Here is a 14,434-nt window from a genome sequence, read left to right as displayed (position 1 = left end):
CGGCTGCGCGGGTGGAACGGCTAATCGAATCGGCTCATTGGACGAGATTTTGGGTCCCGATGGCGACAGGCGCACAATACGTGCTCGACTCCGACGTCACCGCGATCAGGCAACGCCAGGCAACACCAGGCAACACCAGGCAACACCAGGCAACACCAGGTAATCCCTGGCAACCCTACAGGTAACCCCGAACCATGACCCAGTTCTTCAGCGAAGCCGCCTCCGCCGAGGCCGTCAATGCGCGTATCGGCGAAAACGCCGACGAGCGCGTGCGCGAGGTGATGAGCGCGCTCGTGCGTCATCTGCACGCATTCGCGAAAGAAGTGCAGCTTACCCAGCCGGAATGGGAGACCGCCATCGACTTCCTCACCACGGCGGGCCAGCTCTGCAGCGCCGAGCGCCAGGAGTTCATCCTGCTCTCGGACACGCTGGGGTTTTCCATGCTGGTGGACGCCATCAACAACCGCCGCCCAGGCGTCGCCACCGAAAACACCGTGTTCGGCCCGTTCCATGTGGCCGGCGCGCCCGAGCGCGAGATGGGCGCGTGCATCACCGCCGACGGCAAAGGCGAGCGCTGCCTGTTCGAGGGCCGCGTGCTCGATCTCGAAGGCGGCCCGGTGGAGGGCGCGCGCATCGACGTGTGGTCCGACAACGCCGACGGCTACTACGACGTGCAGCAGCCCGGCGTACAGCCCAGGTGGAACAACCGCGGCATCTTCACGACCGGCGCGGACGGCGTCTATCGCTTCGTCGGCATCAAGCCGGTCTCGTACCCGATCCCGCACGACGGCCCGGTGGGCAAGATGCTCGCCACTCTCGGCCGCCACCCGTACCGGCCCGCGCACATGCATTTCCTCATCACCGCGCCGGGCTTCCAGAAGGTGGTCACGCATACCTTCGTGGGCGACGACCCGTACCTGCAGTCGGACGCCGTGTTCGGGGTGAAAGCGTCGCTCGTCGCGCCGTATGAGCGGGTGGCCGACAGCGACACGCCCTGGCGCTCCACGTACGATTTCGTGCTCATGCCGCTAGCGCCGCATGCCTGATCCGGCAATGCGGCGAACTGGACGCGATATCGCGCCTTGCTCGCCGCATTGTCCGCCGCTCCCGGGTCATAGACTGGTCTCGCAGTCGAACGAACAACCGGGAACACCTTTGGGGGCGGCGATGCGGATCACGAACTGGATTCTGGTGCTGGAATGCGCGTATATGGAGTTTTCCAGCTGGCGCGGCAAGAACGTGTATCGCCGTACGGTGGCATACGACAGCGTGGTGTGGTGCTGACCGAAGCCATCAGCCATCGACGCAACGGCAATCCTCCCTTAAAGTCGAAGACTTTACCGTCATCGCTGCTGGACTCGAGGATTCGAACATGCTGTTCCCCGCCATTGCCACCGTCGCCGTGCTGATCGTGGTGTATGTCCACGTGAATATTCCGCGCTTCACCGAGCGAGGCCCGAAGCGCATCCTCGCCCACGCCACACTGTTGCTGGCTGGCCTGTGCTTCGGCGTGGTCGGCGCGATGATGTCCGGCACGATCGCGCCGCCGTGGGCGGTGATCGCGTGCGGCATGGGCGTCGTGCATTTGCCGGCGCTCTGCGTGCTCGTGCTCAAGCGCTTCAGGCATTCCCGGCGCAGCTAAAATCCCGGCTCAGGCGCCTTACTGGCACTGCAACACGACGACGCCACCAATCCCCTGCTTATTCGGCAACGTGGCCGAGTAACCAACCGCAACCAGCGGCTTCATCCCGTCGTGCCCCACGACAACCGACTGAACAGACAACTGCCCGGTCGCCGAAATGCCATTCAACGGCGACTGCGCGTTCGTCAGAGCATACTGGGTACCCGCCAGATTGATCGACAGGCTCAGATTGTTCAACGTGCGCGCCACGAGATCGAGCGTGGCCGTAGCCGTTGCGAGCGTACCCGTTACTGCGCCATCATTGTTCGCCACCGTATCAGCGATCAGTTGGGTACAGGCGAGCGCGCCGCTCGTCGCGGACAATGACAGGGGCGTGCCGACTGCATAGTGAACGCCCTGCGCGCTTGTATAGGTGTTGCCGTCCGTGTCCATGGCCTGATTCCACCGGCCAATCGCAACGTCGCTACCGACGCCCTGGATTTCGGTCACCGCACCCTTGGCAAGCCCAAGGCAGTCGGTCGCCGCACCCGACGACGCAAGCGTGGTAAATGCACCACCGGTCTGTTGAACCTGGCTCGATGCGGGCGCATTCGATGCAGTCATGTTCCTGTTCTTCGAATTCGCCGCCGGCAAACTCGGTACAACAACCACAGCCAGTTGACCGTTGTTGGCCGCCACCTGCGGTGCCGATCCCGAATAGGTGAAGTTGCCGTCCGGCCGGCACGCCGTCTGCGCCGAAGCTTGCGGTGTCGAGGCTCCGCCGGGAGAGGAGGCTGCTGACGCCGCTCCGCCCGCAGCGGCATTCGAGCCACTCCCACTACCACTACCGCATGCTGCCAGCAGCACGGATGCACCCATCAAAACCGCCAGCAATTTACTCTTTTCCATCGTTGTTATCTCCTTATGGTCGGTGAATCGTTCATCAGAATTGCGCTGTTACCTGAAAGCCCAGCGTTACGCTCGGCGCGGGAAAACCTGACGGTGCATAGATTGGCGTACCCGCGAATACGTCATAGCTGTAGGCGCCAAAGCGAGACGGCACCGAACCTTTCAGGCCGATAGCCGCACCCGCGAGCTGCGTGCCCGCGAGAAAAGCGGTCGCCGCACCCCACAGGTGGCCGTAGTCGACACCCGCATAGAGAACCTGCCCCGATTGCCCGAGCGGATACTGAAGTTCGTTCCGCCAGTAGAAGCCTTTTTCCGCCGCGAGCATCGTCTGGCCGCTGAAACCTCTCACCGTATAGCGGCTACCAATCGTCAGGTCGTCAATATAGTTCAGCTCGTCATTCGTGAACTGCCCATGAAAGGTTCCGACATAACGAAGCGTCTGACCGGCGACCGCGAACGGGACCGAGAGGTTCGCGTCGAGCGTCGCCATGTGAAAGTACTACGTGGGTCCGTGTTCGGCATCGCCCCGAGCCCACCGATACCCTGACGATAGGCGAGCGTGCCGTCGAACTGCGCCGCGCCGAAGTAATGCCGGTTCGTCAGCCCCGCCTCGATGAACGTGTTGTCTCGGTGTTGTTGCGGTATTTCGGTATCCTCGATAAAACTCGCACCAAACCGCTTGATAAGCTGGAGCTCGACGCCCGATTTGTCGTTCTGGCTGCGGTAGAAAATGCGCTCCAGCTTCAGGCCCGCCGTCTGCGCGTTGCCGCTCGAAACGAAGGTCTGGTTAACCCCGGCGATCTGCTGGTAGTACGTATTCGTATAGCCGTAGAGCGTACCGGTCCAGTAGCCCCACGGCACCGAGTACGACGCGTTCCAGCCATGCGTTCCGAGGGAGTGATTGCCGAACTGGAGATCCTGGTTATAGCCGCCCGAGAGTACGTCGTTCAGGCCGAGGAGGTTGTATAGCCCGAGCGTGACGTTTCCGAGGTATCGGCCCGTCTCGTCCGTCCCGGAGTTGTCTGCCGAGACGACAAGCGACCACGGCTTTGTGCGCTTGACGGTAGCGACGACGTCGCTCTCGCCGGGCGACGTACCAGGCATGATCTGCATAGCCGCGTCCTGGTTCGGCACGCGTTTCATCTGCTCCAGACCCTGCTCAAGGTCGCGCACCTGGAGTACATCGCCCTCTCGAGCAGGAAAGGCACTTTTGAGGGTGCCGCGCGTATTGGCGTCGGCGAACTTCAAACTGCGGATTACACCCGGAATAAGGGCGAACCTGAGCGTTCCCTTTGACAGATCCTGCGCGGGCAGAAGGATCCGGGTTGTAACGTAGCCACGGCTTAGGATGACGCCTTGCAGACCCTTGGTCAGCAGGTCGAGGCCCTGTTTTGCGACGCATTGCCCCTCGTAGTGCCGTAGCCAGTCGTGCAGGAACGCGCTCGGGTCCATCGGTAACGCCGACGCGCCTTTTACGAACTCGACCTCGGGCAACGTATCGGGCACCTCGACCGTGAACGTGTCGATACGAAAGCACGGCGTTTCGACGGGCAGTACGGGGTACTCTCCCGCTGCGGGCGCAGTCGAGCGCACAACGGGCGCGGCGACGGTCGCCTCGCGCTGCTGCGCGTCGCGCCGCTGCTCGACCTGCTGTTGCTGTTCTGCGTTGGTACGGGCCGCAGCATCGGGGGCGGCTTGCGCAAACACATCGAATGAAATTAGGAATGCTAACGAGATGGCTGTTAGCTTCAGGTGGTGGTGCATTCTTTGTTCTCGGCTTCTTGTCGTCTATCCTACTGTCCGGGCCTGGGTGCAATATGGCCTGGAATCCAGACCCATTCCATACCGCTCCATTTCCAGAAGCCCATAACCCAAAACGCGTTGGAGCTCGGTGGTAGCACGGGCTGCATCTCAGGCTTCGGCGGAGGCATGGGCGGCGCACCGGGAGGCGCGTTCTGGCATGCCGCCAGCAGCGCGAGCGCTGCCAGCACACCAAAGCTGCTTTTATTCATGATCCTCCCATCGCCTCCGTGAGGTCGTTCCTCCTAAAAAATCGAGAAGTCTCAGGAACACTCCACAGAAAAAGCAGAGAACTCCGATCATTCCAATTCCAACCCCAACCCTTAGATTGAAAAGCCATCCGATCAAAGCCCCGATAACGGCGAATAGTGGGGCAAATGCAACGATCCTAAGAGGAAGCCATTTTCTCCCCTTGAAGCAGGAGAAAAAAAATAAAAAAACAAGCAGCAAAATAATCGAAACAAGGAAAAGTTGAGCCGGAACTTTCATGATCGTCAATTAATCACACAATGGCTCGTCTGAGTACATTGGGCTTGTCCTGCCGCTGCGCCCGCACCTACGCCCAAAACCCCCTTCCCGACAGAAATATTGCCACTGTTGTCATGCGTCACCGTAGTATCTCCGTACCACCCATCGCCACCCTGAATAAATGCGCCGCTAGATTTGGACGCGCCACTCGAAGCAGAACCAGCCCCCACTGTAACACCCACGCCGACACCAGCGGCAAGACCCGGGCCTATCGTTTCGCAAGACCGCGTATAACTGCAAATATTTACGTTTTTCCCCAGACCGAATGTGACGCCACCCTCGATGTTGTTGCCTAAACCAAGAGCATGCAGGCCTGCGTTTGCACCGATTTGAACCGTAAAATTTATATTGGACGACGGATTAAAGGTAAGGGAATTCTGCTCGGGCGTATGTGATCCCGTTGCATTATTTACGAAGGGATTGTTGTAGTTCGAGTCCTTTTTGAATAGACCATTGGCATTCTGACTAATATAAGCAATAGCCGTTGCGTTGGCACCCGGTACATTAGAAGCTGCGCTGTCAACAAGGCGCAAACCATTGCCAAGTAGAAGCTGTTGTGCTTGGTCGGGCGTGATCGCCAAGCCCGTCTGTTGCTCGTAGTATTTTGCAAAAGCTACAGCGTTAGTTGAAGCCCATTACCGTTCACTCTGGTCAAGCTGACGGTTATAGACCTCGTTGTTTGATGCGGAACCCGCACCCGCGATTGCACCGGACGACCCGCCACCAGCAAGCGCGCCACCTGCCGCACCGCCCGCCGCCGCGACAACCTCATAGAGTGCATTGCGCAACGCTGCCTGACTTTCGGGCGGAACCTGCGCGACAACCTGCTCGATAATCGGCTGCGCCAGCGACTGCAATGCGTCGCCTCCGAGTGAACCGCCCACAGCGCCCGCGATGTTACCGCCCGACAGCACCGCGCCAACTGCTGCAACCGCTGCGTGCATTGCATCGCGTGCGACGCCGCCCTCGGCAAAGGCCGGATTGTTGCTCTCAAGCTGGTCCGCGATCTGGCCAGCCGCATAGGTTGCGGTCTTGCCAAACGCCTGAGCAAACGCAAGGTTGTTCTGAACTTGTTGCAGGTTGAACGTGTTCTGCACGGTCTGGTTTGCATTGGCCGTATCGCGCGACAGGCCCGCCGTACTGTCCGTTCCGCTCTGCTGGTCGGACTTCACCGTAATGCTGCCAGGGCTCACCGCCGCATGGGTTGTGCCGCTTGCGCTGCCGGTGGTCTGCGCAAAGCTCGGCCCACCCGACAGCGAAAACCCTTGCGTCGAGCCGGAATATGACATCGTGTTCTGGACGTCGGTAAAGCCAAGGCTTCCCGTTGTCAGGCTGTTGCTTGCCGCCGGAGCTGCACTCGCAATCTCGGCGCCGTTAAGCTGCGTATGACCAGCAACGTTCACGTCGAAGCCACCAGTGCCCGCCACGATACCCGTCTGATGGTTGACGGACGCATAGTTGCTGTCGATGCCGGTATGGCTGACCGAGGCATCCACGCTGCTGCCGTAGCCGTAGGTCAGCGTGCCGCTGATACCACTGCTGTGCTGGTTGCTGCCGTAGGTAGACGTATCCTGAAGGCTCGTCATCGTCAGGTTGCCGCCAACGTCCACGTTGGCCGTGTTGCCTGAAACCTGTGCGCCCGCAAGCGTCGTGTCGCCACCGGATTTCATCGACAGCGTATTGCCTGCTGCGACGGTCGTATTGTCCTGCGTCACGCTGCTTCCGTTACCCTGGCCGTGAGCGTTCTGCGCGCTGGCAAAGATGCTGATTCCGGTGCTTTTGCCGCCGCCGATCCCGACACCGGCATTCCAGCCGCTCGAACTGTTCGAACTGCTGTCCTGTTCGGTGCTCTGCGCGCTTTGCAGCGTAATCGCATTGTTCGCATTCAGAGCGACGTTTTTGCCGGTCACGGTTGCGCCGGTCATGGTGATGTCGCCCGTGCCCGCCTGCGCGTTGCCGCGTGAGTCCGGGGTGCCAGTCGCCGTCACAGTGACGTTGCCGTTACCGACGATCGAGGAGCCTTTCGCGGTCGTAATCGACGTGCTGGAATTGCTGCTGCTGTGGCCCGACCCGACGCTGATCTGCAACTGGACGCCTTGCGTTGCCGTGCTGGCGTCACCGTTCGCGAGGCCGCTGGCCGCATTGCCGATAGCGCCGCGATTCTGGTAGGCCATTTCGGCCGCCGCCACGCCCTGTACCGCCGTGAGGCGCGAATCGCCCGACTGGACACCCTGGCGCACTGTGGATGCCATCTGCTGACCGAGGCTCACGAGGCCGCCTCCCAGGCCAACACTCAGGCCCGACTGGCTGGTCTGCTGCGTCTGGTTGTCCTTGTAGGTATCGTAGGCAGCATTGACGGCTACATTCTGGCCGGTCAGCGCCACGTTACCGCCCGCTACGACCTCGCTACCTGTGATGCCGACATTGTGTCCGGCCGTAATCGAAACGTTGCCGGTCGATGAACCGATGACGCTCGCGTTATTCGTGACGGACGATTGCTGATCGGTGGTTGCGGTTTGCCTGCTGCCAATCGTGACGCTCAGACCGCTTGTCCCCAGGCCCGAATCCTTTTCCTGGTAGCTGGTCGACGACTTCATGGTGTCCTGCGACGTCGTGATATTCACATCGTGCGCGGCGTTCAACGCTACGTCGTTCGTGCCGACTATTGCGCTACCCGCGACGTTGATATCCTTGCCACTTGAGACCGCGACGCTATCGGCAGATATCATGCCGCCTTGCGAAAGCGTTGTCGTCGTATCGCTAGAACTCGATACTGCCTTGCCGCTCACCACATTGCTATGGCTGTGTTGCTCCTGCGAATTGTCGACGTGCGTTTCAGTCGCCGCACCGATGTTGACATTGCCGAGGGCCGCGAGCGTCGCCGGTCCCTTGTCGAGGCTGATCGTGCTGCCGGTGACGTTGATGTCGTTGCCCGAGGCCACGACAAGCGAGTTACCAGCCTTAAGCGTCGTCGCGGTCAATGTATCGTCGGCGGTGTGCAGCGACGCCGAATAGCTGCCGTGATGGTCGCTACCCGCGCTGCTGCTATCGACGGTGGAGGTCGTGGTGGCTGCCTGGAGCGTCACGTCGCCCTTCGCCGCGACGATACCGCCACCAGCCAGGTTGATGTTCGCAGCAGTCGCCGTCAGGTTGCCGCCAACGCCAATCTGCGAAACGCCACCAACGTTCACCGTACTGCCGGTGGCGCTGTTGAAGTTCGTATCCGACACGCCGTTTGCGCCATAAACCACCTTCTGCTCGCCGGTCTGAACGGTGCCGATGTCGTAGTTGCCGCCCACGGCCATGCCGAGGTTGCCGCCAACATTGAGATTGGCCACGTTCTGCTCGAAGTTGCCGCCCGTCACAATCGCGGCGTCGCCCTTTACATTGAGGTTTGCAATAGGGCCGAGCATGGTCGTGGTTCGCGTGGCACCTGTCGCGCTGACCTGGTTGACGGTATTCGTCGCCGTATTCAGGAGCAGGTTGCCGCCTGCGTTGAGCGCGAGACTTCCCGCATTCACGGTCGCCGAGGTCAGGTTGACATTGTCCGTGGTTGCCAGCGACATGAGGCCGCCGCTTTGGAGTGTGCCGAATGCATTGTTGATGGACTGGCCGTTGATCGTCAGCGTATCGCTGGCCTGCACGGAGCCGCTGTTCGTGAAGGTCTGCGCGTTCTGGAGATCAATGTCGGTCGCCCCGATAAGCGGGCCGTTCATGTTCTGCTGGCTGGCCTGAGCGAGATAGACGAGCGGCACGAGCACCGACTGCCCGTCCACGACCTCCGTTTGCATGATGACCACGTTCTGCGTGAGCGCGGCGACCTGCTCGGGCGACAGCGCCATACCGAGCGGCAGGTTCAGCGATCCGGAAAGCGATGCGCCCGCCGAGAGCAGCGCCTGGTACATCGCCTGCGTGTCGGTATAGGGGCCAAGTACGGCCTTGCCGGTCAGCGACGTAATCTGGTTCTGTACGAGGTGCTGCTCGTACAGGCCATCGCCGAGACGCTTTTCCACGGTCTGCGGATTCAGGCCAAGCTGCAGGAGATAGTAGTCGCTCGATATGAACGATTTCGCGTTCGTGAAGGCCGGGTTCGTCTCGATCAGGTACGGCGCGTTCGGTGCTGTATCCCGGTGGAACAGGCCGCCTTGCGGAATCGACAGATTGCTCAGGACGTTCACCGCGGTGGCGCGCGCGATGACCGGATTCACCTGGATCGCGCTGCCATTAACCGAAGCGGCTCCGGTCTTCGTACCGCTCGCGCTGCCGCCGAGTACGCCGACATTGACACCCGTTACCGACTGACCGGGCGCGAGTCCGAGCGACGGAATACCCGCGTTGCCCGCCGTGTTGTTGATACTCACGCCCGTGCCCGAGAGCGTACCGCCCGCGACGAATGTCGATTCGTAGCTCGGCAGTGCGTAGATGCGGATATCAGCCGGTGCCACCTGGTAGCCGCCCGGATTGGAGGTGACGAATGTGGCATTGCCGAACGGCAACTGCCAGTTGTATTCCGTGTTGTCGTAGTTGTCGTAGTGGTACTGGCCCGAGTACGTCACCTGCACGGCGGGGGCCATCTGCCCCTTCCAGCTATTCTGGTCAAGCGAGACAGGCGCGGCGATGTTGCCTGCGGCCGCAACCGCACTCCAGTAGTTCTGGAACAGGCCCACATTCGACGCGTCGAGGTTACCACCCGCGATAATCTGTGCTTGAGGGCTGATTCCCGTGACCAGGTTCGCAAGCGGTACGCCCGTATAGGTCGTGTACTGATATGTCGAGTTCCATTGTCCGCCGTGCGGTGGGTCGGTGGGCACGCCACCGATCATCGACGGGTCGCCCCTGGAGCCCAGCACCTGCGGATTGCCGGGGCCGCACGCGGCCATGTAGGTGGCCGTACACCCCGACAGACTGATGCCGAACTGCGCCAGCAGCGCCGGATCGACCTGCTCCGTATACGCCCCGTCAGTCGTCATCACGCGACGGGTATTGATGACCCGGTTCGCATGCAGCGCAATATCGCCAGAAGACTGGATCAGCGCCGATACGTTGTCGATCAGGTTCGCGTTGGTGTAATTGCCACTGGCATCCTTGCCGCCTGCGAGTACGACTCTGCCAAGACCATAGCTTGCGGTGGTCGCCTGCGTATCGGTTGCCGTGGTGTCGTCGCGGTTCTCGATGTCGTTCGAAAGCAGCTCAAGCGTACCGTTGCTGTCGGTCGCGCCAATGAGCGCGGTCGGCCCCGTGTTCGACAACGTTTGCGTAGCATTCAACGAGACGCTGCCACCCACGATTGCGCCCGCATTTCCCAGCGTTTTCGAGTGTGTGGTGAGGGTCCCACCGGCCATCATCGCGCCGCTGTTGGCGATGTCGTTCGCGTTGATGTTCAGGTTATCGACCGCTTCAAGCGAGCCGGAATTGCTGAACGTGCCGGGTAGCGTAAAGGCAAGGTCGTGCCCGGCCATGAACTGCATGGCGGGCGTCGGTGCAAAATCACCCTGAACATTCACCGTCACGTCATTGGCTGCGCTGTATGCGCCGCCTCCGGTAAGCGTTGCTGCGTTCAGCAATAGATCATGATCGGCGCCAATTTGCCCGTTTGTGTTCGTTACGGCCCCCGTCGCCGTAATGGCGACATCGCCGCCCGAACCGGTAAAGGTACCGATCTTGCCGCCCGTGTCATCGAGCGTACCGGCCTGGATCTCGACATTCGCGCCGCTGACCTGGCCGTTCTGCGTGTTCGAGATGGACGAGGCGCCGAGCGTCACGTTGCCATTGCCCGCAATGAGGCCGTTCTGGTTGACGATCTGGCTGCCACCCTGGACGGTCGTGTTTCCCGTGCCGAGGTTGCCAACGAGACCGTTCGTGTTGTCAATGGACGCGACCTGAACCGAAAGCGTGCTGGTGTCGCCGGCTGCTCCCGTGCCCGACTAGATCTGACCGTTCGTGTCCGTCAGCGCGCCGCCGCTCGTGAATGCGATCGAGGAGAGCGAGCGAACCTCGCCCTGCGTGTTGTTCACGTTGCCCGCGATGTTCGCCGAGATAGCGCCCATCGCAGCGAGCGCTCCGCGCTGGTTGTTCAGGCTCCCAGCCTGAAGCGCAAGCTGTCCCGCCGTGATGACCTTGCCGCCCGCATTTGAGAAGGAACCCGAACCATTATTCGGATCGATCGTAAGCGTGCCTGTACCCGCGTGCGTAATGGTGCCATTGTCGTTATCAAGCGTGGCCGGTGCGAGCTTGAAGTCCGTGCTGTTCGTCTGGATCGTGCCGCCAGCCGAGTTGTCGAGCAGGTTGCTGACGTTGACCGCCATCGGCGATGCGCCATACTGCGTGATCGTGCCGCCGTGGTTCAGGAGGTCAGTCGCGGATAGCACGAGCTGGTTCGCCTCGATGTCACCGCCGCTGTTGTCGAGCGTGGAGGTCGTCGTCAGACTCAGGTTTGGCGCAACAAATACCCCTGCGTTGTTCGTCAGAGACCCGGTGTGGACTGTTTCATTCGAGCCCGCACCAACCTGACCGCCATCGTTCGCAAGGGTACCGCTGGTGAGGCTCAGGTCCGCGTTCGACAGCAGCTTGCCGTTTGCGTTATTGAGCGCACCGCCGACCGTGGCCGTCAGGCCCGTCTGACCGACCACGGAGCCTGCCGCGTTGTCGAACGCGCCGGCCTGGGCCACGACCTGTCCGTTGCTGTTGATCTTGCCGCCAGCATTCGATAGCGTGCCTGTGCCGTTGCCCGCGTCGAGTGTCAGGGTGCCGGTGCCTGCGTGCGTAATGGTGCCGCCATCGTTATCGATTGTAGCGAAGGCAAGCGTGAGGTCGGTACTGTTGGCCTGAAGCGTGCCGCCCGCGGAATTGTCGAGCGTATTGCTGACATTCACGCTCATCGGTCCTGAACCGCTTTGCGTAATGGTGCCCGCGTGATTCACGAGGTTCGCGGCGTTGAGTGACAATTGCGCGGCCTGGGTAACGCCCCCGCTGTTGTCCAGTTTCGTCGCGCTCAGGTTCGCCACCTGGCCTGCAACGATTGAGCCGCCGCTATTGGTTAGTTGCGCCCCGGCGTTAATCGTCGCATTGCCCGATGCCTGCAGCGCACCTGAATTGTTGTTCAGCGACTGCGTATTAACCTGGAGGTTCGTTTGTGCGCTGACCGTGCCTTGATTCGCAATGCTGCCGCCCTGCAGACTGACGGCACCGTTACCGGCAATCACGCCGCCTTGCGCGCCGCCTGCGGTCGTACCCGCTGCGTTCGTAATCGCGCCCGTGGTCGTGACCGACAGCCCGTCGCCGTTCAGGGAGGTTACGCGGCCCGCCGTATTGTCCAGGGATGCGCCTGCGACGCTCAATCCGGCGGCGCTCTGAATGGTCCCCTGGTTGTTTGCGATGGCGCCACCGCGTACCTGCATCGCGCCGTCCGAGACGATCTGACCGCCCTGGTTCGACAGGCTGCCCGTATTGAGCGTGACGCCGGTTCCGCCTGTGAGCCTGGCGTGGTCGTTGACGAGCGCGGCGGATGCCTGCGCGCTCACTGCGCCCCCGGCGCTCGTGGTCGCACCCGCGAGGTTCACATCGCCCGCATTGGCGGTCAACGATAGATTGCCGTTCGCCGCCGTCTCGCTGCCTGCGAGATTCACACCGCTGCCTGAAAGCGTCGCATTGCCGCCCGCAACGTTCAGGCCGGTTGCGCTCAACTGACCCGATGCGGAAAGCGAGAGGTCGCCACTATTGCCGACTGAGCCATCACCGTTCACGCCTGCGCCGAGCGTGCCTGTCGAAGCGATGCTGCCCGCATTGATGGACGTGTTTTGTTGTGCCGCAATCGTGGCGCTATTGGTGACTGCCCCGGTCGTGCCAAGGGTGGTATTCTGCTGGCCGTAGATCGACCCCGTGTTTGCGACGCTCGCCGCATTGATGCCAACGGTGCCGCTCGCTTGCACCGTACCTGACTGCACTAACTGGCCAGCCGTCGTCAGGGTAAGATCACCTGCCTGCGCGGCAATGGTCCCGGCATTCGCAACACCAACACCATTCTCCGTGCCAACCAGAATGATGCGGCCTGAGTACATTCCGCCGAGCTGCGAGACGTCGATAGAGACGCCCGGAGCGGTGCCGGTACCCGCGATCGGCGTCGGATTGAAGCTCGCATAGTCAATGCTGTTCGAACCGGTGACGACGTGCAACGTATTACCGTAAATGGACGCGTTCGCTTGTACCGCGCGAGACAGGAGGTCTACCTCGTCGATATTCGAGGCGTTCAACCCCGCGCCCTGAACTGTAATGGAGCCCTGGGTGACGTTAAAACCGGTGAGGTTGCCGCTACCGTCGATAATCGGGTTGCCCGTCGTTAAAATACCTTTTGACGTATTGATAAAGCCGCCGCCGTCAACTACCAGATCCGAGGAATTTGCGATCACGACGGCGGCAGTTTTTGCGCCAGCGACCTCGACGTAACCTCGCAGTAAGGACGGTTTGTTGCTGCTGACCTGATTAACGATTATTTTCGCAGCATCGTTTGGCCCGAAATTTGGGTTTCCGTTAATCTGCCCCGCGAGTTGAGTGGACGTTATAACGGGCGAGTTGTTCAATACCGCGCCGCCAGATCCTACGTCGAATTGTGAATATGTGTTAAGTGATACACCATCCCCCGACGGCTTGGTGACGTTCACTTGCGAGAGTCCGTTCGCTGTACTGATGCCGTTCGGCGCGTGCGCGCCGGACGGTACAATCTGTGCATCCGAGTGTGCGGGAGCCAGCCCGAAAAGCGCAAGCGCGGCAAATACAACGCGGCGCATGGCGAAAAGCGTGAAGGACCGAAGTGTGCATGAAGGCCCGGTTTCTCCATGACTCGCGTTGCCGTGTCCAGTTGCCGTTTCAGAAACGGCGACCAGCATACCCCTGAGCTTGTTGAAAACAAGCCGGTAACAACGGTTATTCATTGCCTGCACCCATAATACTGAATGAAGCCCAGCGCGACGCGGAGCGCTTTTCAATTGTTTTACGACGACGCGCAGCTATAACCAAAAATTGGGTGCCGTTATGCGAATCGCTTCAAGCGTGTAGTAGACGAGACTAGCCTACTGACCGAAGAATCATCATCAGATAAATCCGAATTTGCGTCGACTTCACAACACTTAATGATTTAGCTCAGTCATCTAATACGCGCCGGATTATTTCTCGACTTCCATTTAGTCTCGATTCCTAAATATTTGAGACAACTGCAAGATGAACGTCTGCCCGTACCTCGGTAGCGAGATCCCCGACGGCGACGCGCTCGGTCTCGACGCGCAGCGCATGTAACGGCTCCTGCGCGATCCGCGCGGAACTCGCGCGGAGCTCCTACGTTCTACGGCGTACCGCTCATAGACGCGTTCGACGAAACCGTGCGCGAACACGCCCAGGTCAGCGCGTCGGTTCCGCGCAGGGAACTCGTCGTGGCCAGTACGGGGAGCGATGCCGTATTCGAGCCGCCGTACGTCACACGCACGAACTGGCAGGCGAGCAAAGCCGCACTCGTCGCGGCGCTCAAGCCGAGACTCACGGCGGACGCCGATATCGAGAACCTCGTCTCGCTGCTCGACATCCTCG

General features: G+C 60.9%; 5 protein-coding genes and 2 pseudogenes. 2 read left to right on the top strand and 5 right to left on the bottom strand.

The annotated features are described in order from the left end of the window. Positions 1-194: 194 nt before the first annotated feature. Positions 195-1,046, top strand: a complete 852-nt coding sequence (locus tag M3I56_RS10430; RefSeq protein WP_254353741.1) for an intradiol ring-cleavage dioxygenase — start codon at positions 195-197, stop codon at positions 1,044-1,046. Between the two features lie 326 nt (positions 1,047-1,372). Next, positions 1,373-1,642, top strand: coding sequence for a hypothetical protein (locus M3I56_RS10425; protein ID WP_254353740.1), 270 nt, complete (start codon positions 1,373-1,375; stop codon positions 1,640-1,642). A gap of 18 nt (positions 1,643-1,660) precedes the next feature. Here the strand turns inward: M3I56_RS10425 and M3I56_RS10420 are convergent, their stop codons facing one another. The 5 genes and pseudogenes from M3I56_RS10420 to M3I56_RS10400 all read right to left on the bottom strand — a co-directional run. Next, positions 1,661-2,530: a hypothetical protein gene (locus M3I56_RS10420; RefSeq protein ID WP_254353739.1), complete on the bottom strand. Its 870-nt coding sequence runs from the start codon at positions 2,528-2,530 to the stop codon at positions 1,661-1,663. A gap of 34 nt (positions 2,531-2,564) precedes the next feature. Continuing rightward, positions 2,565-4,294, bottom strand: a pseudogene (locus M3I56_RS10415) (ShlB/FhaC/HecB family hemolysin secretion/activation protein). A 29-nt stretch (positions 4,295-4,323) separates the two neighbouring features. After that, positions 4,324-4,542: a CDI system lipoprotein BcpO gene (gene bcpO / locus M3I56_RS10410; RefSeq protein ID WP_254353738.1), complete on the bottom strand. Its 219-nt coding sequence runs from the start codon at positions 4,540-4,542 to the stop codon at positions 4,324-4,326. 282 nt (positions 4,543-4,824) lie between these two features. Then, the gene (locus tag M3I56_RS10405) at positions 4,825-5,439 is read right to left on the bottom strand and encodes a hypothetical protein (protein ID WP_254353737.1); all 615 of its coding nucleotides are present in this window, start codon (positions 5,437-5,439) and stop codon (positions 4,825-4,827) included. A 60-nt stretch (positions 5,440-5,499) separates the two neighbouring features. Continuing rightward, positions 5,500-13,785: pseudogene (locus tag M3I56_RS10400) on the bottom strand (hemagglutinin repeat-containing protein); the annotation flags it as partial. Positions 13,786-14,434 lie beyond the last annotated feature (649 nt).

It is taken from the genome of Paraburkholderia sp. CNPSo 3281 (assembly GCF_024206515.1).
GTDB lineage: Bacteria > Pseudomonadota > Gammaproteobacteria > Burkholderiales > Burkholderiaceae > Paraburkholderia > Paraburkholderia nodosa.
This window is presented reverse-complemented; position numbering and strand designations above follow the sequence as displayed.